The following is a 21,326-nucleotide window of genomic DNA, read 5'->3' on the forward strand; positions in this document are numbered from 1 at the left end:
TCGTGAGTATCCTGACCGCATGGCTTGTCATTCATATCTGAGTACCCTGCCCGCATGGCTTGTCATTCATATCTGAGTGCTTCAACCGGATTTGTCCCTGCCGCCCTTAATGCAAGACCGGTAATGGTAATCATTGCTACCAGCAGGGCAATGGCTCCGCCTGCAAGAAACATCCATATTTCCAAATCAACACGGTAGGCAAAATTGCCGAGCCACCTTTCCATCATAAACCAGGCAGCAGGCCACGCAATCACGTTTGCAAGCAGCACCCACTGTCCCATATCCCTGTACATTATCAGCAGGATCGAAGATACTGATGAACCCATTGCTTTCCTGATACCGATCTCTTTGGTCTTTCTCAATATCGTGAAAGAGGTTAGCGAGTAAAGTCCCATAACAGAGACTATTACGGCTAGGATTGCCGACATGCTTATCAGTCTCCCGGTCCGTTCCTCCGCATCATAACTGATTTGCAGCCTGTCATCCATAAACTCCCAGGTAAAGACATAATCAGGGTCAAATTCGATGAAGGTAGCCTCAATTAATTCTATGGCAGCGGGTATATCATGCGTCCCGATCCTGATTGAAATAAAGCTAATGTGATTTGAGTACCTGGTATGCACAATCGGTTTTATCGGTTCGTGCAGCGTCTCAAAGTGAAAATCACTCACAACCCCGATAATTGTTCCCCGGTCCTGCCAGACATAAACATCCGTTCCAATTGCCTCCTCCAGTCCAAGTGCCTTTTTAGCTGCCTGGTTTATAACAAAACTGTTCCTGTCACTCTCACTCCCTTCGGCAAAGCTCCTTCCTTCAATTATTGGTATCCGGTAGGTTTCGAAGTAATTATCCTGCACCCTGTTTTCATATATCATTACCGCATCATCTCTGCTGCCCGATGCAGGCCAGCTGTTCTGAATGGTTCCCTGTTGCCCCGGTATACTCTCTGATGCGGTAACAGAGGCAACAATGCTTTTTGTCATAAGTTCATTCCTTAACGAAAGGTAGTTTTGATTTATCCGGGGTGTGAGATTCCTTACAATCAATATATTACTGCTGTCAAAACCAAGAGGCTTTGCCTGAATATAACGTATCTGGCTGTTAAGAATTACCAGGCATATCAGGAGAAATATGGCAATGGAAAACTGAAACACTACAAGGAATATCTTCAACATGTTGCCCGGCCTGCCCGGGTTCTGGCGGCTGAATATCCTGAGCGGACTGAAGCCCGAGAGGTAGAAAGCCGGGTATGCACCTGAGCCAAATCCTGTTATCAGGGTAATTGCGACAAGAAACAGCCATAAAGAGGGAGCAAGGTAATTGACTGACAGCTCTGTGTTCAACAGGTTACCAAAGGGGTTTATCAGAAGTTCGGTGATTGTCATTGCAACCACCAGGGCCAGGAGGGTTGACACCATAGACTCGCATATGAACTGCGTCATCAATCCTGTTCTGGAGCTTCCTGCCACCTTTCTCAGCGCTATCTCCCTGCTCCTGGTTTCCGACCGGGCTGTTACCAGGTTAATATGGTTTACGATGGCTATCAGCAGTATAAAGCCGGCCAGGAAGGAGAAAATGTATACCCAGCTTATCCTACCCCTGGGTTCCGGCTCAAACTGCAGGTGCTCTGAGTGGAGGTGGATCCTGCCAAGGGGCTGGGAAGATGAAGTTATGGTAATCCCCATGCCTTCAAGGAACTTTACATAGTACTCATCAATAAAGTTTGCAGCCGTTGAAAGAGCAACCTGATGGTCTGCCTCTTCAGTCAGCATGAAATAGGTATAAAAGCTGAACCCCCTTCTTTCTACAAAGGCCTTCTGGTCCTGGTTAAGAGAAGCAAAGGGCATCAGCAGGTCGAAAGTGATATGTGAGTTGGATGGGATATAGTCGGTTACGGCATTCACCATGTATTCGGTTTCGTCTACAAGAATCGTTTCACCGGCAACACCGGTCCGTCCGAAGATCCGCTCGGCAGTTTCAGCCGTGATGACTACCGTACCGGGTTCTGATAAAGCGTCACTGGCATTGCCGTCAATTATCCTGAAGCTGAAAATATCGAGAAAGTCTTCATCAACTATCAGCCTCCTGTTATTAGGGAACCTGTTTTCACCTTGCCTTATTTCAACTGAAGTGTAATCGATCCGGGTTACTGCATCAATTCCCGGTACGGCATCTTTCAACAGCGGGGGCATTGTTCCGTTGGTGACCGGGGCCCTTACAGAGTGGTCGCCTGACATCTCGAGCAGGATATTGATCCGGTATATCCGTTCAAAATTATCATGAAACCTGTCATACGATAACTCATGGTTTATATAGAGAAAGATGATTATCGTCGCGGCAAGACCTGCTGCAAGCCCTAACAGGTTAATCAGTGCAGAACTTTTGTGCCGCATCAGGTTTCGGATCGCAGTAATCAGGAAGTTTCTGAACATATCAATAATTTTTATTAGTTTTATTTATTCAACAAATATACCATCAGTTGCAATATTCAGGCTTGTAGCAAGTTATAAAAAATGCCGGATAGTGATACAGAAAGTCAAATGTACGTAAACGGTTAATAGGTGTACGCTATCGTGCAAAAAGGCCACAGTTTAATCAGTTAAGTTTGAATTATTCCGGTATCAATTATAACAAAATCAACACGAGCTACGTAAACAGACTTGAAACAGAACGAAAAGTTTCCTATGAGGCCGTTTTTATTGATTTTTATTGCAGTTATTGTCATCCTTCCCGAGGCAATTGGCCAGGCTCATCTCAGGTCTCCCCAGGACCGGATTACCGGGGTTACCCTGAATATGAACTGGATGCAGATGGCAGACAGGTATTTTTCTCCTTTGCGCTACAATGGACCGGGCGCTCAGCTTGAAATATTTTCAGTGCGCGATAATGTTACAATGCGAAGGCACCTGAATCTTGGGGCAAAGGCTGATTATATGCTTAACCGGCATGGTTTTGAAGCTTTTTACCTGCAACCTGCCTTTTCACTGGGTCTGACATTTTTGGTTGACCCGCTTTCATCAGATAACGGATTCACCTATGCAGGCGGCAGTGCTTCTGCAATGACCAGGATGTACAGGTTTGTAAATGAGGATCCGGATAAGGTGCACTGGACCACATCCTATACATTGGATTTTCATTATGTTTTTGACCTTGAAATAGACAGGGACAAAAAGCTCATTGCCGAACTGAAGATACCTCTTGCCGGTGCAGTATCCAGGCCGTCTGATGATATTCAATATACATTTCAGTTCCCGGGTTTTGGCAGATACATGATAAGATTACATGAAAATATTGGATTTGCAGGACCGCATAATATGCAGGCCCTGAACCTCAGGCTTGCCTACGATTTGTCAAGGACCAGGCGCAGGGCTTTCACTATTGGCTATGAAGTTGATTTTGCAAGGTTTTCGGAACCGGCTCCGGTGATATATTTTTCAAATAGTATATTTTTCAGGTTTAATTATCTGGCATTTGTTTGGTAATATGGTACTTCAAAAGTTTCATAGAATTGCGGGCATTATCGTGACAGCACTCCTTTTGCTGAGCTCGTGCCTGCCGGATGGGAATTATAAGACTGAAAAAAATTATTTGCCCAGGGATACGGGCGACGGCTGGAAAACCTCATCTGCTGCAAACCAGGGATTTAATGAAGGTAAACTCAATGCAGTTTACGATATGATATTTGATGAAGAGAGGTTCATTACTTCCCGTTCCCTGCTGATTGCAAGAAACGGATATCTTGTGTCTGAGTCCTATCTCCGGAGCAAGGAGGATATCACCCGTAAGGAGAATATTATGGGGGTCACCAAGAGCATTACATCATTGCTGGCCGGCATTGCCTGGGATCAGGGGAGGTTAAGGTCCGGTCAGGTGATTTATAATCAAATCCCCTATTATTTTGATGGTGACAGAAACAAAAGGGATATGACAATTGACCATGCACTCACTATGAGAATCGGACTTCAATGGGACCAGAAAAAGCATACTGTCGACATGTTCAATGATAACAGGTTTCCCAGCAGCATGAGGGTGGTCCTGACCAAACCGTTTGTTTCTGAGGCTGGTACGGAGTTCTACTATAATCACGGTGCTCCGCAGCTTATAATGGGACTGATGCAGAAAGCTTTCGGGCTTTCTGAAACTGACTCTCTTGTGCACTTGCTTTTTGATCCCCTGGGTTTAGATGATTTCACATGGGAGCAGCATAACGACGGATTGCATTTCGGCGGACTCGGTCTGCATATGAAGCCAAGGGACCTTGCAAGAATAGGACAGTTTATTCTTCAAAGGGGCTGGTGGGACGGCGTACAGGTTGTCTCGCAGGAATGGCTCAGGATTGCCACAACTCAAAAGGTTGCTCCCGAAATGACCGGATCATCGGCTTACGGTTACTACTGGTGGATTGATGATGAGAATAAAGCTTTTTACGGTAAGGGTGAGGGAGGTCAGTACCTGTATGTTGTACCGGACATGAACCTGGTGATCGTTCACACTGCCAACCCTTCAGTCGGTCATGGATACAAAGGGATAGAGCATGAAGATTTTATTTCCCTTGCGGGGATGATAATGGATGCACTGGACTAAGGGTGATTTCAACTTTCAGCATCCGGTATCGCTTTATACCCGACCTATTCTGCCAGTCAGGCACTTTCTTCTTCCAGCCAGATTGCCTGTTCTGGCAAACATGATAACTCTCCTGACAGTCATGCTGTCATTTCAATAATGACTGTATGCCTTTATAGACTAACATGTTAAATAACATGTTTTTTGGCGTTAAATCTACTTTAGTATATATTTGTATATTATTTTCGGGAATGACTTCGTTTGAATGTAAATTCTCTGTCCGGAGAGATTGAAAAAAAAATAAAAAAACCATAAAATTACCAGAATGATAAAGTCATTAAAAAAACTTATTCTGTTGCTGCCGTGCCTGTTGCTGTCGCAGTACCTGCTTGTTGCACAGGAGATGCACAGGGTGACTGGTACCGTTACCGATGCAGACGGAGAAATGGTAGGGGTGAATATCATCATAAAGGGTACCACCCTAGGCACCATTACCAACTTTGAGGGCTATTATGAACTGGATGTTCCCTCCGGCAGCACTCTCCTGTTTTCCTTTGTCGGCTACAGGCCAGCCGAATATACCATAACCAGCTCACAGGTACTGGATGTTACCCTGGAGCCTGACTATGCGCGGCTTGAAGAGCTGGTGGTTATCGGTTACGGTGTCCAGAGGAAAAGCGACCTTACCGGCTCGGTCGGGCATGTCAGGGCTGATGAGCTTAATACAGGCGTACTGACCGATCCGATCCAGGGCATACAGGGAAAGATCGCAGGTGTGTCGGTTACAAAGAAGGGGGGCGATCCCAATGCTGGCTTTGATATTAAGATAAGGGGCGCCTCAAGTCTTCAGACCAGCACCAGTCCTCTTTTTGTGGTCGATGGTGTTCCTGGTGCAGATCCTACCACCATCTCCCCCGATGATATCGAATCCTTCAATGTGCTGAAGGATGCTTCAGCCGCCGCCATCTACGGATCAAGGGGAGCGTTCGGAGTGGTGCTCATTACAACTAAAAGGGGGGCTGAAAGGGAAGGTTCACAAATTGATTTCAATTCGTATGTGTCAACAGATTTTGTTGCCAACAGGCTTGATCTGCTCACCGGTGACGAGTACCGCGACTTTGTAGCCGGAAAGCCCGAGCTGGCTTCACAGTTTCTCGATGGAGGTGCAATGACCGACTGGCAGGATGAGATATACCGCAGGGGGCTGTCACAGAACTATAACCTTGCCTTTTCAGGTGGAGCTGATGGTACAACCTACAGGGCTTCACTCAGCCACAGTGACTTTATGGGAGTTGTAATGGGATCCGACAAGTCCAGGACAACAGCAAGGATAAATCTTGACCAGACTGCACTTGACAACAGGCTGACCATATCCAGCAGCCTTTCGGCAACTTTTGAAAGGAATAACTACATAAGCTATGGAGGCTGGGGTTCGAACGAGATACTCTACCAGGCTTTCCAGCGTAACCCGACCGACCCGGTAACGGACAGCGACGGGAATTTCTATGAAATTGAAAGGGTCTTCCAGTATTACAACCCTGTAAACCTGGTCGAACAGATCCATAACGAACGTGATGCCAAGAGGTATTTTGGTTTTTTGAAGGCTGACCTTGAGATCGTGACCGGCCTTACTGCAGGCGTGAACCTGGCATATACACGAAATGATGATGAGGGGTTCTACTTTGAACCAACAACAATGTACCTGGGCAATCATGATGGTTACGGCAGGCGAAACTACAACAACTATGAATCCCGGGTACTGGAGACCACACTGAGGTATGCCAACACTTTCGATGTGCACAGCATTGAGGCGGTAGGAGGATACTCCTTCCAGGAGGAGTTCTTTACAGGCTTCAGGGCAGATGGCCGCCAGCCTTTCCTCAACTATACCCGTATGCACGACCTTTCCCTGTTCCAGTCCGTTGTAGCCGGCAGGAACATCGACTCATACAAATCATCCAGCCGTCTTATTTCTTTCTTTGCCCGGGGAGTCTATAACTATGATGCCAGGTATTTTCTTACCGCTACTCTCAGGCGTGACGGGTCATCAAAATTTGGTGTTGACAATGAGTGGGGTTTGTTTCCATCGGTTTCGGTGATGTGGAACCTTACAAACGAAGATTTCATGAGTGGTACGGGTGTTGTGAACAACCTGCGTCTCAGGGCCGGATGGGGTATTACCGGTAACCAGGAAATCGGTGTTTACAATGATCTTCTCTGGTACCGGGCGGCCGGCACGGCTCCCAATTTTGAAACCGGGGAAGAATCAATACTCTTTGAGTTTGCTCACATTGCCAATACCAAGCTTAAGTGGGAAGAGAACGAGGAGATAAATATAGGAATGGACTTTGGTATTCTTGATAACAAGATATCAGGATCGTTGGACTATTTTATCAGGAATACATATGATCTCCTGGGTAATTACACTGTTCCCGTGCCACCCAACATTGCCAGCAGGGTTTGGGCCAACGTGGGAGAATTCAGGACTGCTGGCTTTGAAGCTTTTGTGCAGGCCTACCCGGTGCGGTCAGCTAATCTTGACTGGAGAACATCATTTACTTTCCTTACCTATAATCAGCAGGTTGTAAGACTTTCTGATGACCAGTTTCCGTGGACAAGGCTGCAGACCGGTTACCTGTCAGGTCCGGGACTTGTAGGTGATCTTAACTGGACCCAGATCGTAGATGAGGACTTTGAGATAGGTACATGGTTCATGCCCGAGTATGCCGGGTTATCAAATGACGGCAAGTTCCTTTTCTATACTGAAGCAGGCGGAGTTACCAGGAACCTGGAGCAGGCTGAAAGACGCAATGTAGGATCGGCCCAGCCCGATTTTGAACTTGGCTGGTCCAATTACGTTAACTTCCTTGATAATTTCGACCTTAATTTCACCTTCAGGGGGGTATTTGGATACCAGGTGTTCAACACGACCAGGATGATCTTCGGCAATCCCATATTCCTTCCCACACGTAACGTTCTGAAGGACGCTATTGATGAATACGATAGGGGTCTCAACGATAATCCCAAGGTAAGCAGCTACTATCTTGAGGATGCATCCTTTATACGCCTTGACAACATATCACTGGGATATAACTTTTCCAATGTGGGGAGGTTTGAAAGGATGCGGGTTTACCTGGCATCAAACAATGTGTTCACTCTTACAAACTATACCGGGATAGACCCTGAAATATCAACAACGGGGCTGTCATTCGGTCTTGACCAGTATAATACCTATCCAAAAACCCGTACTGTCACCCTTGGTGTTAATGTTACATTATAAAAATATTAGCAAATAAGATAGATATGAAGAAGCTGTTAATCATTATTACAGGAATAACGTTATTCCAGATCGGATGTACCAACCTGGACGACGTACTCTATGACAGGATCCCTGCAGATGAGTATACTGCCGACCCGATCCTGAGGATGAGTCCCATTTACAGGCCAATGCAGGATTTCCTGGATTGGGGAGGCTGGTGGTTTGCCCAGGAACTTACCGGCGACGGAGCAACAGCACCGACACGTGCAGGAGACTGGGACGATGGCGGCAAGTGGCGGGTTCTCCATCAGCATGCATGGGACAACAACACCGAAGCTGTCAATAGTATGTGGGGCAGGTTTTACAATGGCGTTCTGGAAGCCAACAAGTTCATCGAAGAGATGGTCCCCCTTGCCGGCGATCCAATTATAGATGAAGCTATTGCCAAGGCAAGGATACTCAGGGCATATTATTTCTATCTGCTGATTGACAATTACGGCGATGTTCCTTTTGTTACCGACTATACCGGTGCATCTGAGAGGCCCGTGAGAAATATCAGGAGTGAGATATATTATGCAATCCTTGATGATATTGAGGAGAGTCTTCCCCTTGTCGAGCCAAGTGCTTCAAAAACAGGTGTGAGTCGCGGAATGGTGTTTTCATTGCTTACAAAGCTATACCTTAACCATGCGGTATATACCGGAAATGAAAATGCTCAGTACTGGCAGAAAGCAGAGGCTTATGCCGACAGTGTGACAAGTCTCGGACAATACTCGCTTGAAGCAGATGCTCTCGGTCCTTTCACTACCCAAAACCAGAACTCCCCGGAGAATATCTGGGTAATTCCATTTCATGAGGATACATACCAGGGCAACAATCTCCATATGAGGACGCTGCATTACAACAGCAACCTTACATTTGAGATGGTTGTGGGACCCTGGAATGGCTTTGCCGTCATGAAAGACCATTTTGACACCTACCAGGATAATGACAGGCGAAAAGACGGTTTTCTTGTCGGGCAGCAATATACCTTCGGGGGCGAGCCCATAATTGACCAGGGCGCAGGCGGTGTGCCGCTGGTTTTTGACCCCTATATCCCTTCGCTTGTCATGGGTGCCGGGAATACGCCTGTTGAGATCAGGAACAGTGGTGCCCGGGTTGTAAAGTTTGAGATAAGGCGCGGAGCCAAGGATCACCTGAGCAACCATTTTCCGGTATTCAGGTATGCCGATATATTGCTAATGAAGGCAGAAGCGAGGATAAGGCAGGGGCTCAGCGGCGATGAATACGTCAACATGGTAAGGAGCCGTGCGATAGCCGGTGCCGAACCGTGGACGGATGTCACACTTGAGATGCTGCTTGAGGAGAGGGGGCGCGAGATGTTCTGGGAAGGCCACCGCCGGCAGGATCTTATAAGGTTCGGGGCATTCAACCGGTCATGGTGGGAAAAACCCGCTTCATCGGCCGACAGGAACATATTCCCGATACCTGAATGGGCGGTCGACCTTAACCCTAATCTTGCTGAACCGCCGGTATCGCTTTAATCAGAATCTTTTTGCCCAAAATAATAACAATTAAAAACAAATCTTTTAAACTATGGAAAAACTATTTAGTAATTCGCTTTTTCGTATTGCCTGGCTTTTGATAGCAGGTATGGTAACTTTCACAGCATGTGAAAAGGATGATGATGATGATGACAACGGAATTCCCGCGGAGGATGGTATCTATATAACCGGACCCGCATCAGGCTTTGACGGACTTGTTCTTGAGGGCATGATGGATCCAGGAAGGGAAGAGGGTGAAGGCTTTGCATCCAATCCCCGCAGTGGAATGTTTGAGAAATTCCTCTACCTGGGAGCAGGAAACTTCTCAATTGTTGAAAAATCCGGAGCTGATGAGTTTGTCTACGGCTGGAAAGCCGGAACGCAGGATTCTTTTGACAATGAGGGAGAAGGAGATGAAACTGACGGACCGGTCCATTACGGCGAATTTGCCGATGAGGGTATGGAGTTCAGTGTGGCAACCGCCGGTTTCTACCATGTTATCCTTGACAAAACCACTGGTATGGCATATTATACCAGGATCAGCCATTGGGGTCTTATTGGCGATGCAACCGATCAGGGTTGGGCAGCCGAATACCAGATGACTGAAACAACACTGAGTGCAACTGAGGCTGCATGGGAGCTAACAGACCTTACCCTGCGTGAAAGGGGCGGTTTCAAGTTCCGCTACAACAGTGGATGGAAGATCACCACCGACGATTTTATAATCTTTGCCAATATTGGTAGCGGTGATTCGGATGCTGAATTCATAACCGGAGGAGATGTTTTTGGATATCCTGCTGATGGTGAAGGTGAATATACAGTGACCCTTGCGTGGACCATTGAGGACGGGTTCAGTTTTTCAACCGAGAGAACAGGTGATGTTGAGCCGCTTCCCGAGTTCCCCGATGCACTCTATATGATCGGCGACGGTGTAGGAGGATGGGAATGGGCAGACATTGACCTTCCGATGGTACCGACTGCAGGCAATAAAGATCATCTCTTCTGGAAGATCGTATGGATGGAAGCTGACGGTGGTTTCAAATTCGCTCCGCAGAGAGAGTGGGCAGGAGACTTCGGCAAGACAGGAGATGCAACCGACGGAGTATATGAAATTGGCGGCGATAACATTCCGGTGCCCGGTGTGGCAGGATACTACATGGTAGTTGTGAACCTCGAAACCGACCAGATAGCCATTGCTGATCCGCTGGTATACCTCATCGGCGAGACGATAGACAGCTGGGATACAGCTAACCCTGATGCCCTGTTTACAGTTGATAATGATAATGAGGTTATTACTATTACCAGGGATCTTGCTGCGGCAGACCTTAGGATTTATGCATGGTTTGATGCTGTTGAAGGCTGGTTTACCGACTGGTGGCAGCATGAGTTCATCATCCTTGACGGTGAGATTGAATTCCGTGGCAGGGGTGATGACCAGGAGAGGGTACAGGTACCTGCAGGAAACAATAAGATCGATCTCAACTTCCGCACAGGCGAAGGAACAATAACCCAGCCCTGATCTGCAGAAGTTATTATCTGACGGTCAGGTAACTGACTGATATGTGAAGCGGAAGCTGTCTGATGGACAACTTCCGCTTCTATGTTAAAAATATAACGATTCACAAATAAGTATCAAGGATATGGGTAGGAGACTTTATCCGGCAATCAGCCTGCTTTTACTATTGCATCTGGTAACCGGGGCACACGGACAGGTGGTGACGGCCGACAGGAATTTTCCGCGGCAGACCGACGGTATAGTAATAACGTTTCATGCCGACCGGGGTGACGGGGGACTTATGGGTTTCGATGGTGACGTATATGCGCATACGGGTGTCATAACCGCTGAAAGCACGGGTCCGTCTGACTGGAAATTTGTCAAGACATCATGGGGCCAGAACACTGCCGCTACCAAACTTGACCGGGTGTCGGAGGATAAATACCGGCTTACCATCTCGCCAGATATTAACGGGTATTATGGGATAACAGGTGAAGCGGAGGTGCTTCAGCTTGCATTTGTATTCAGGAGTGCGAACAATTCTAGAATTGGAAGGGATGCCGGAGGTGCAGATATATTTCTGCAGATATACGGTGAGGGACTGCATGCCCGGATCATCTCACCCGATATTTCACCTCTGATCGTCTCAGAGGGAGAAACCGTCGGTATTGAGGTAGCTGCATCTGAACAGTGCAATTTAAGCATATTTATCAATGATGATGAGGTTCTATCGGATTTTTCAACAGAGCTTTCATGGCAGCACAATGCTGACGAAACAGGCCAGCACTGGATATGGGTTAGAGCTGATGATGGTAGCTCCGTAGTTTACGATTCGGTCTACTATTTTGCAAAAGGGGACGTACCTGTTGCTGAATTGCCCAAAGGTGCGTTGCCGGGTGTCAATTATATTGATGACCATACCGCGGTGGTAGTCCTGCATGACCCGCCAGGCCTGAAGGAACATGTTTTCCTGACAGGTGATTTCAATGACTGGGAGCTCAGGGAGGAATGGTACATGAACAGGACTCCGGCAGGTACTCATTACTGGGTCACCCTCAGTGACCTGGAGCCGGGCAGGGAATATGGATACCAGTTCCTTATCGATGGCGAACTCAGGATCGCCGATCCTTATACCCATAAGGTGCTTGATCCATGGCATGATAAATATATTCCTGAAACTACTTATCCCGGACTCAAACCATACCCTGAAGGGAAAACCACCGGGATAGTGAGTGTTTTGCAGACAGCCCGTGAAGAGTATCAATGGGAATCAACGGCGTTTGAACTGCCTGATATATCCGACCTGGTTATATACGAGCTGCTTATAAGGGATTTTGTCGGTACCAGCAGTATCAATACCGTGAAAGATACACTTGATTATCTTCAGAGGCTGGGGGTCAATGCCATACAGCTGATGCCGGTAAACGAATTTGAGGGAAATGACAGCTGGGGATACAATCCTTCCTTCTATTTTGCTACTGACAAGGCCTACGGCACGAGGGAAGATTACAAGCGATTCATTGATGAATGTCACAAGAGGGGCATCGCCGTGATCCTTGATATGGTGCTGAACCATTCTTTCAGCCAGTCACCGCTGGTACAGATGTATTTCGATCCCGGGGCAGGACAATACGGACAGCCGACGGAGGACAATCCATGGTACAATGAGGTCTGTCCCCATCCACCCTGGTGCTGGGGTTACGATTTTGACCATGAGAGTCCCTATACCCGGGAGTTTGTTGACAGGGTCAACCGCTACTGGCTTGAGGAGTTCAGGTTCGATGGATTCAGGTTCGATTTTACCAAGGGGTTCACCAATAACCAGACTGCCAACCAGGGGGCTGCGTACGATGCATCACGCATAGCCATACTCAAACGGATGGCCGACAGGATATGGGAAGTGAATGAGGACGCCCTGGTCATTCTTGAGCATTTTACTGAAAACTCAGAAGAGACTGTGCTTGCCGAATATGGCATGCTCCTCTGGGGTAACATGAACTATAATTACAACGAGGCCACTATGGGCTATACAGCCGGTTCCAACCTTACCGGTGCTTCATACAGATCAAGGGGATGGGATGTTCCCCACCTTATTGCCTATATGGAGAGCCATGATGAGGAGAGGCTTATGTATAAAAACCTGCAGTGGGGAAACTCATCAGGCGGTTATGATACTTCCCGGAAAGGAACCGCGCTCAGACGGATGGAGCTTGCAGCCACATTTTATTTCACCATACCGGGGCCAAAGATGATCTGGCAGTTCGGTGAGCTGGGATATGATTATTCAATAAACCACTGTCCTGACGGAACTATAAGCGAGGATTGCCGGACTGCAAGGAAGCCTGTCAGATGGGACTATTATGATGACTGGCAGCGCAGGAGGCTGTTTGATGTCTACTCAATGCTCATAGATTTGAAAAAGACACAGCCCGTATTTGGTACCGGAGATTTTGAGACCAGGCTGTCAGGCGCCATGAAAAGTATTCACCTCAATCATGAGGAAAACAGGGTTGCTGTATTAGGTAATTTCGGGGTAACGCCAGGAGATATAAATCCCCGGTTTCAGCAACCCGGCACCTGGTACGAATTTTTCTCAGGCGGGGAAATTGAGGTGGATGATACTGAGGCGCCCCTGACACTGCAGCCGGGTGAATACAGGCTCTATTCAACTGTTGAATTTCCTCCGCACGGGATACCCCTCTCTTCACCTGCGGTTGAGCCGGCTAACTCATTTGATGCGAGTATTTATCCAAATCCTTCCCGTGAGGGTGTGCATATCAAACTTAACCAGGAAATAAAAGGCGATGTGTCGGTCAGGGTTTATGATGTATCAGGCCGGCTGGTCTCAGTCCTGCTCAACCAGGAACTCGCCCCGGGCTTCTATGAGGTAAGCTGGGACAGGAGTACCGTGACCGGGGCAAGGGCCGGCAACGGGGTATATATAGTAAGGGTCGGTTCGGGTACACAGGTATGGTCTGACCGGGTGATCCTTTTCTGATGATCAGGAGAGGAAATTTTTGATATATCCGGCGGTGCTGAACTTCCTTCCGGCACCCCTTGCATTCATGTACCTGATCTTGCCGAACACCGGCCTTTCACTCCAGGCCCTGTCGTGTACACCCCCTATTGACCAGGCACAACCTGTGTAACCGTTAGGGTCGCGGCCGTCAAGCTCATATTTGTCATTCAGGTATATGGCGGTTGAAAGGGCCTCTTCGGGCGAACGGGTCCATTCCAGGATCTTCTTGGCCCAGTACATTCTCATATAGCCGTGCATTTTGCCGGTTTTGACCATTTCAGTCTGTGCTGCATTCCACAGCTGATCGTGTGTGGCGGCAAGCTCAAACTGCTCCCTGGCATACAGGTACTCCCTCTCATCTTTGCGGTGACTGTTAAGGGTCTTTTTGGCCCAGTCGGGGAAGCCCTCAAAAGAGTCATAATGCTCATTATAGTGGCAGAAATTATCTGAAAGCTCCTTTCTGACTATAAGCTCCTCAAGGAAGGCATCGCCTGAAGGGTTCTTTGGGAAATTTTTGAGTATCTCCAGCGCCATCCGCTGGGCTGAAATATGTCCGAAATGCAGGTAGGGCGACATATCCGATACAGCTTTGGCATTTGGATCATTACGTTGTTCACCGTAACGGGAAAGCCGGTTTTCGGTGAAACCGGCAAAGGCATCCTTCGCTGCATCTTCACCGGGAACAATGGTTTCGATCTCTTTAACCGTGCTGTCGGTATTAACCAGGAATTTACTGATAACCTCCTGCCAATCCGGTATTTTATCACCCACACCGGAAATAAGCATTTCGCAAGGCATCCTGTCACCTCTTCTCAGTTTCTCAATATAATCATCAGATTTCCGGCCAGTTTTGATTTCCGGAGTGCCGGCGGAGTCATGATTACTTCCTGTCTTAAACCGGGGCAGCTCCGGAAACTCATCCAAAAACTCCTCAAGCAGTTTTTTGATCTTAGGCCTGAGGGTATATGCCCCGTACTCCTGTTTTCCAGATGCTACCCTGCAGGGCACAATATTGTGAGCATCCACATCGTAAAGCGGGATACTGATCTGCCTGATGAGCTCATTTTTCCACTCCTTTTTTATCTTCAGCGGATCAAAATCGGTTACCACGGCACCGGCGCCGATCCTTTTGGCAAATGCAGCTATACAATCGGGAGGGCTACCCAGAAACAGTATGAAAGGGATTCCCGCGGCTGTCAGTTTCTTCTCCACATCTGCCAGTCCCCGTAACATAAACCCGTAATGTCTGGCATTTGCCCCCGGGTAGCTGTTCGAGACCGCAAAAGCAACCAATGGGGGTGCCCCTGTATCCGCCGCCAGCCGGGCAGCATAAAGCAGGGCCCAGTTGTCGCCAACTCTCTGGTCCCTGCTCATCCAGTATATTACAGGTCCCTTTCCCCGGCTGCTGCCATTAAGCTGCTGCACCCGCCCGGGATTTACTTTTAAGAGGGTTTCAGTGCTCACTTTATCTCCTTGTATTTGTTGGCATTTACGAAAATAACATTCCCGATCCCCTCATATCCCAGGAAGAATTTTTCGCCCGACTGCTTGATCATCTCGCCCCTGAAACCGATAAGGGTAAGGCCTGCGTTGGCCGACCGTTCATTGATAAGTGTTTTGGGATTGACATCCTCCTTCATCGTTATAATCTCGATGTTGTGCAGCGATATGGGCAGCCTGCCACCCCGTATCAGTTCAACTATCTGGTTCCATGTTTCCTGTTTCTCCGTCTCCTTGCAAAGGCTGAATATCTTGATAAACCCTTTTTTCCAGTCCGGGTGACCCAGTATGATATACGAGATAAGGATCATCAGGTTGGCATTTTCGGAGTCGGTGGACTTTATCCATACATGGATGCCCTGTTTGAAATTTATAGCCTTATGAGAGTTAGCATATATACACACATCAAAGTTGCCGGACTTGACCAGGGAGTAGTTGTCAATTATCTGCAGCAACTCCGATGTGTTGCCCTGCTCATACTCGAAAAGGGCCATATTGTTCTCCATGCCGGATATGCCCGGGAGCTGGATTATCTGTGCTATTGCAGATGTATATGAGGGAGAGATCAGGGTATCGACATATACATTGCTCTCCTCCAGTTCCGAAAGCTGGATGAGCCTTTCCAGCTTTTCTGCCGATTTTTCATGGCTGGATTTGGAGAAATATCCCTCGATAAGGTGTATATATGTAGCAAAACCGTACCGGTGGGATATCCAGGTTATCAGCTCGAAAGGCTTAGTGCGGTCAAAGGTGTTTTTTGATACGCATACCACGGCCGGCCGCCATGAGCTGCTGTGGATCTTCTTCGACTTCTGGAGATAGATCTGAATTTTCCGCGAAAGCTGGAAAAAGACCCCCTGGAAGATAACTTCCAGCCCTTTCCTGTCTTTATGATGATTTGAGATGGATGAATAGAGAATTGTAATTATCAGGAATGCCGTTAACGCAGCTGTGATGTTTATCATCAGCATCAGCCATATACTGATAAGAAATCCTGCAAGTGACAAGTACCACCGTGACCTGAACAGGGGCCTGTAAGACGGGTCTGATCCGAAATGGTTGAGAAATGAAATAAGGCAGAGGGAGCTGTATGTTATAAGGAAAAACATTGTTATCACCTGGGCGACCACGTTGAGGTTTCCCAAAATGACAAATACCATGGCGATTGAACATGTTATCAGGGTTGCATTGTAGGGTTCGTTAGTTTCACCCCGTCCCCTGGAGAAGATATAGTTAAGCTTTCGGGTGGGAAGTGACCTGTCAGCGCCCAGGGCCTGAAGTGTGCGCGGAGCAACCAGTACCGATCCCAGTGCCGACGAAAGAGTTGATGCAGCCAATCCGAGGGGTATCACAATTGGTCCGAAAAGTGCTATCCTGCTCATTATGAATTGATCATCAATTAACTCCTGTGGGGTGGCAGAGATTGCCAGCTTCCATGTTACAAAAATGTACACGAGCATGCCTATTATGGTTGCGGCAATGGTTCCAAGAGGGATTGATTTACCCGGATTTTTGAGGTCTCCAGAAAGGCCCACGCCAACAGTGATACCGGTAAAGGCCGGGAAAATGATTGCCAGTATGATATAGAATTCAGGCTGGTTGCGGAAGGTAAAGTTCATAATACCTGTGGTTCCCTCATAATCTGTTTTTCCGAGGAAAAAACAGAGAATAGAAATGAATAATATCGCAACGACAAAATAGAGGGCCTTTATACCGAGGTTAGCGCCCCTTTTCAGGATTATAGCCGACAACACCAGCATCAGTGGTACGCTGACCAGCTGCCGGGGGACCGCGATATTAAATCTGTTATAAAAAAAGTTGAATAATGGTTCGAAGGTCTCAGTAAAGGCAATAACATAAAAAGCAACGCTGATTGCCTGAGCAAAGAAGAGAGTAATACCTATTGTGGCCCCGATATTCAGTCCGAATGACCTTGAAATTATATAGTAGACACCACCGCCTTCGACCTTTTGATTGGTAGCAATCTCAGACATTGCAAGTGCAGCCGGAACAGTAACCAGGTGGCTCACAATAATAATCAGCAATACCCCCCAGAAACCCAGTGTTCCCGTTGCAAAACCAAATCTCAGGAACAGAATTGCCCCCAGGATGGTGGCAATTGAAGTAAAGAATACAGGGGCAGTCCCGAACCTCCTTGCTTTATTACCGATATCTGACATAGAGTAGGAGTGATTACTGAGGCTAAAATATTAAAAGTTCCCGATATCTTTCCAGGTACATGTAATTATGTAAATTACTCCACGCTGCTTATAACTGTACTGATTACTTATCAGCGAAAAAAAGTGAACCGGATTTGGTCCGGTCCACTTAATGATTTCAGGTTATAAATTTTAACTGCTGGTATTACGGTCAGCTTTTATGGTAATCGGATAAAAACCCGGTGTATGTTTTACCTTCTGATGGGTTCCTGTCATATGTCTGCTCACTGAAATCGTAATTCTGGAAGTCTCTCATGAACCTGTCCGCTGCCTTTCTTGTTGCCAACCCGATAAAGAAGAACAGGATCAGTATACCACCCAAAACGAACATGATGATCTTTGTTGTATCGATTTTGGCACCAAGCATTTTTGTCATTGCATGGAACAGCATCCAGAGAAGGTAGAGGTTTACTGCCAGACTTAAAAGTGACCCCAGAACCGGGTGTATTCCGTTGAAAATATTCATAAATGCCGATACCGGCAAGATTACCATCAGCGAAGCCTGCACGTGGACAATAGGCTCAAAATCAGTTTTGCCGCTTGCGATGGCAACAAGGATCAGAATAATGACCGCACCAATGAACAGACCGATCAGAGCTCCAATAACTGACCAAATAAGGGCCAGGAAGCCTACTGCGCCTCCGACTGCGCCTCCCATTACTCCGCCGGCAGTGCCAATCTTAAGCAGGCTCCAGATGAAATTAAGGATTCCTGCAAGAAGTCCGTAGATAAGGGCCTTGATTATAGGGGGCCCGAAACCGCCTTCGGCTGACATTGAACTGAAATACTCCTCCGGCCTCAGGAGTGCCTGTTTCGAATTTGCAATGAATTCGTTGAAATTGAAACTTTTACTTTCCATATCTGTCATTTTTAGGTTTGGTGTTATGAACTGATTTAGTATTGAAACTTCAGATAATAAAGGTAAAGAAAAATGGAACGCAATTCAAATTAATTTAATCACCCATTAAACCTCAGTCCCCTAATGATATGCCTATTCCCTTGGCTGTTTTGAGCAGGTTGGAGTTTTCGCCAACAAACTTGTTTTTCTGTATGGCATCTATCAGCGGGATAGATATGATATTTGGGTGCCTGTATGCCACCATCTCTCCAAACCTCTCTTCCATAACCATTTCGAAGGCTTTGACGCCGAACTGTGTTGCCAGTATCCGGTCGTAGGCCAGTGGTATCCCACCCCTTTGAAGATGACCCAGGACAGTAAGTCTCATGTCGGCACTCACACCAGCAGTTTTCAGCTCAGCTTCCATACGTGCGGCAGCTCCTGAAAGCCTGACATTATGGTAACCCACCTCATCGGATTTGCCGCCGCTCTGCTCGCCGCCTTTGGGTTTGGCTCCCTCGGCAATAATAATATTGGCAAACCCCTTGCCCCTTGAAAAACGCTGTTCCAGACGCTCTTTAACCTTTTCAATGTCATAGGGGATCTCGGGTATCAGGCACACCTCGGCCCCGCCTGCTATGGCCGCACTTAGAGCGATCCAACCAGCGTCCCTTCCCATTACCTCAAGTATCATGATACGATTGTGGCTTGCAGCTGTTGTTACCAGCTTGTCAACCGCCTCGGTTGCAATCTGCACTGCTGTCTGGTACCCGAAAGTGAAATCTGTAAAGGGCAGGTCATTGTCAATTGTTTTGGGCACTCCGATGATCCTGAGACCCTTTTCATAGAATGTCTGAGATATTCTCTGCGACCCGTCGCCGCCGATATTGATCACAGCATCAACACCCATGTACTGGAGCTTTCTCATCATCTCATCTGACCTGTCCACTGCGCCCCAGGTGCCGTCAAGGTTTTTAACCGGCCATTCAAAGGGTCCCCCTTTGTTGGTTGTCCCGATAATTGTGCCACCCCTGAAATGTATGCCCGATACAGCTTTCTCATCGAGCACAACGATCTCGGTAGGCTCCTTCAGTATACCGTCAAAAGAGTTGATGCTGCCTATGATTTCCCAGTCTTTTTCCCTGGCAGCCCTTTTTACAATTGCCCTTATCACTGCATTAAGTCCGGGACAATCGCCCCCGCCTGTTGCTACTAATACTCTCTTCATGTTTTTAATTGTTTATTGTTACCTTGAAGGGCAACCCATATCTTGTATATTGCAGCTTATCACAGCCACGGAAGGAGTTGCCTGATTATTATTTAAGCCCACTTATGCTTTTCTTTCAGAAAGATGGCAAATTTAACTCTAAAACCGGTTATTGCAAATCTATTTTTCCAACAAACGCAATATGGTTGCTATCTGTAGCTAACTTCAGCAACAACCGGCCAGTGATCTGAAATAAAGATCCCGTTTTCCATCTCCTCGTCGACCCTGTAGGACAATACCCTATAATTGTCGTCAACGAAAATGAAATCAATCACCCTGGGTTCAATATCGGTCCTGAAACCGTTAAATGTTGATTGTGCACCTGTGACAGGCTCTTCAGCTATAAGTTCTGCATTGGTGAGCCCGTTTCTTTCGGCAAAGGTATTGACCATGAATTCATAATCTTCGCTGCTTTTCCTGATATTGAAATCGCCCACCACTATTACCGGGGCATCGCCGGCAATTTCTGTAATACGATCTGCCATGAGTTCTATGCTGTTGAGCCTTGCCTGCACGCCGCGATGGTCGAAATGTGTATTGAACGCATAGATAATCTCACCGCTCTGCCTGTCTTCCAGCGCAGCCCAGCTTACAATTCTTGTAATTGCCGCATCCCAGCTTCTGCTTCCCGGAATCTCAGGTGTCTCGCTCAGCCAGAATTGTCCGTGGTCGCGCAGGTTAAACCTCTCCTCCCGGTAGTAGATCGGCGAATACTCACCCCCGGTTCTGCCGTCATCCCTTCCTGTTCCGACATAAGCATATCCGGGCATTATATCCAGAAAGTCCTCGATCTGGTTGACAAGCACCTCCTGCATGCCAACGATATCGGGTGCAGCCTCCTTCATATACGATTTAACTATAGGAATACGTGCCTCCCACCGGTTTTCCCCGTCGGCGGGATTATCAAACCTCACGTTGAATGTCATTACCGTAAGCTCATGCTCTTTGGGACCGCAGGAAGCAATTACCAGGCACAGAGCGAAAAGTATAACTGCATAAATCTTCATGGCATTTCAGGATTTTATTGATATTTCAGGTTTTATTTTATTTTGTCTGCCGACGAATGATGAAGGTTTCACGCAAAGGTATAAAAATAGATGCAACGATGCATTAGTATAATGGATCCCCCAACGGCAACATATTTTCAGTAGTATTTTCGCTGCACATTGAAGCTGTTTCCCCTGATGATCCAGCAGGGTGCATCACAACGTGTACGTATCTTTTCAGTTCGCAGGAAGCCGCCGTCAATTGCAGTAATGATGTTGACACTGTGTCCCCTGTAGTCCGCTGAAACCGTATAATACCTGTTAACCGGGAGGACTACGCTCCAGCGTTGGGTGGAGACTGTATCGGCTATTATCAGGACCTCCTCTTCAATTCTTCCCTCGTATACCCTTACCACTACATGCCTGTTCACCTGGTTTATGGTAAGCCTGACGTCTATTTCTGCCGACGAAGGTTCACTGGTGTAGCACTCACTGCAATCCAGTACATGCCACTCTTCCGGATTGCAGGATAAGCCCGGCAGTATAAATAATGCAAGATAGATAAGGCGGAAAAAGAATTTTCCTTTTTTACCGGCAGCTTTGTTTTTTGAGAATATATTGTGTCTCATTACAGAT

General features: G+C 47.3%; 13 protein-coding genes. 6 read left to right on the forward strand and 7 right to left on the reverse strand.

All coding sequences use genetic code 11. From position 1 onward, the window contains the following. Nucleotides 1-62 precede the first annotated feature (62 nt). Nucleotides 63-2,432 (reverse strand): ABC transporter permease, encoded by a 2,370-nt coding sequence (locus EA408_10950; GenBank protein ID TVR70587.1) that lies wholly within the window; start codon nt 2,430-2,432, stop codon nt 63-65. Between the two features lie 252 nt (nt 2,433-2,684). Between EA408_10950 and EA408_10955 the strand changes: the two genes are divergently transcribed. From EA408_10955 to EA408_10980, 6 genes are all read left to right on the forward strand, one after another. Beyond that, nucleotides 2,685-3,482: a hypothetical protein gene (locus EA408_10955; GenBank protein TVR70588.1), complete on the forward strand. Its 798-nt coding sequence runs from the start codon at nt 2,685-2,687 to the stop codon at nt 3,480-3,482. A gap of 1 nt (nt 3,483) precedes the next feature. Next, nucleotides 3,484-4,584, forward strand: a complete 1,101-nt coding sequence (locus tag EA408_10960; GenBank protein TVR70589.1) for a class C beta-lactamase-related serine hydrolase — start codon at nt 3,484-3,486, stop codon at nt 4,582-4,584. Between the two features lie 304 nt (nt 4,585-4,888). Continuing rightward, nucleotides 4,889-7,843 carry a SusC/RagA family TonB-linked outer membrane protein gene (locus tag EA408_10965; protein ID TVR70590.1) on the forward strand — a complete coding sequence of 985 codons (2,955 nt, stop codon included), beginning with the start codon at nt 4,889-4,891 and terminating at the stop codon, nt 7,841-7,843. Between the two features lie 23 nt (nt 7,844-7,866). After that, a complete protein-coding gene (locus tag EA408_10970) occupies nt 7,867-9,366 on the forward strand; it encodes a RagB/SusD family nutrient uptake outer membrane protein (protein TVR70591.1) in 1,500 nt (499 codons plus the stop codon). Nucleotides 9,367-9,418: 52 nt separating this feature from the next. Next, the gene (locus tag EA408_10975) at nt 9,419-10,885 is read left to right on the forward strand and encodes a SusF/SusE family outer membrane protein (protein ID TVR70592.1); all 1,467 of its coding nucleotides are present in this window, start codon (nt 9,419-9,421) and stop codon (nt 10,883-10,885) included. Between the two features lie 121 nt (nt 10,886-11,006). Next, a complete protein-coding gene (locus tag EA408_10980; protein TVR70593.1) occupies nt 11,007-13,859 on the forward strand; it encodes a T9SS C-terminal target domain-containing protein in 2,853 nt (950 codons plus the stop codon). Between the two features lie 3 nt (nt 13,860-13,862). Here the strand turns inward: EA408_10980 and EA408_10985 are convergent, their stop codons facing one another. The 6 genes from EA408_10985 to EA408_11010 form a co-directional block, all read right to left on the reverse strand. Next, nucleotides 13,863-15,254 carry a deoxyribodipyrimidine photolyase gene (locus EA408_10985; GenBank protein TVR70615.1) on the reverse strand — a complete coding sequence of 464 codons (1,392 nt, stop codon included), beginning with the start codon at nt 15,252-15,254 and terminating at the stop codon, nt 13,863-13,865. Between the two features lie 86 nt (nt 15,255-15,340). Beyond that, on the reverse strand, nt 15,341-17,560 hold the full coding sequence (locus EA408_10990) for an amino acid permease (protein TVR70594.1): 2,220 nt from the start codon (nt 17,558-17,560) through the stop codon (nt 15,341-15,343). A 190-nt stretch (nt 17,561-17,750) separates the two neighbouring features. Next, complete coding sequence (locus EA408_10995) at nt 17,751-18,467, reverse strand: YIP1 family protein (GenBank protein ID TVR70595.1); 717 nt, start codon at nt 18,465-18,467, stop codon at nt 17,751-17,753. Between the two features lie 103 nt (nt 18,468-18,570). Beyond that, on the reverse strand, nt 18,571-19,665 hold the full coding sequence (locus EA408_11000; protein TVR70596.1) for an ATP-dependent 6-phosphofructokinase: 1,095 nt from the start codon (nt 19,663-19,665) through the stop codon (nt 18,571-18,573). A 188-nt stretch (nt 19,666-19,853) separates the two neighbouring features. After that, nucleotides 19,854-20,711 carry an endonuclease/exonuclease/phosphatase family protein gene (locus EA408_11005; protein ID TVR70597.1) on the reverse strand — a complete coding sequence of 286 codons (858 nt, stop codon included), beginning with the start codon at nt 20,709-20,711 and terminating at the stop codon, nt 19,854-19,856. 137 nt (nt 20,712-20,848) lie between these two features. Beyond that, complete coding sequence (locus tag EA408_11010; GenBank protein ID TVR70598.1) at nt 20,849-21,319, reverse strand: hypothetical protein; 471 nt, start codon at nt 21,317-21,319, stop codon at nt 20,849-20,851. Nucleotides 21,320-21,326 lie beyond the last annotated feature (7 nt).

Source organism: Marinilabiliales bacterium (assembly GCA_007695015.1).
GTDB lineage: Bacteria > Bacteroidota > Bacteroidia > Bacteroidales > PUMT01 > PXAP01.

Coding starts and splice junctions, on each gene's coding strand:
- EA408_10965 (TVR70590.1), top strand. CDS start 4,889: ATGATAAAGTCATTAAAAAAACTTATTCTGTTGCTGCCGTGCCTGTTG.
- EA408_10970 (TVR70591.1), top strand. CDS start 7,867: ATGAAGAAGCTGTTAATCATTATTACAGGAATAACGTTATTCCAGATC.
- EA408_11000 (TVR70596.1), bottom strand. CDS start 19,665: ATGAAGAGAGTATTAGTAGCAACAGGCGGGGGCGATTGTCCCGGACTT.
- EA408_11005 (TVR70597.1), bottom strand. CDS start 20,711: ATGAAGATTTATGCAGTTATACTTTTCGCTCTGTGCCTGGTAATTGCT.
- EA408_10990 (TVR70594.1), bottom strand. CDS start 17,560: ATGTCAGATATCGGTAATAAAGCAAGGAGGTTCGGGACTGCCCCTGTA.
- EA408_10995 (TVR70595.1), bottom strand. CDS start 18,467: ATGACAGATATGGAAAGTAAAAGTTTCAATTTCAACGAATTCATTGCA.
- EA408_11010 (TVR70598.1), bottom strand. CDS start 21,319: ATGAGACACAATATATTCTCAAAAAACAAAGCTGCCGGTAAAAAAGGA.
- EA408_10980 (TVR70593.1), top strand. CDS start 11,007: ATGGGTAGGAGACTTTATCCGGCAATCAGCCTGCTTTTACTATTGCAT.
- EA408_10960 (TVR70589.1), top strand. CDS start 3,484: ATGGTACTTCAAAAGTTTCATAGAATTGCGGGCATTATCGTGACAGCA.
- EA408_10950 (TVR70587.1), bottom strand. CDS start 2,432: ATGTTCAGAAACTTCCTGATTACTGCGATCCGAAACCTGATGCGGCAC.
- EA408_10985 (TVR70615.1), bottom strand. CDS start 15,254: ATGAGCAGGGACCAGAGAGTTGGCGACAACTGGGCCCTGCTTTATGCT.
- EA408_10955 (TVR70588.1), top strand. CDS start 2,685: ATGAGGCCGTTTTTATTGATTTTTATTGCAGTTATTGTCATCCTTCCC.
- EA408_10975 (TVR70592.1), top strand. CDS start 9,419: ATGGAAAAACTATTTAGTAATTCGCTTTTTCGTATTGCCTGGCTTTTG.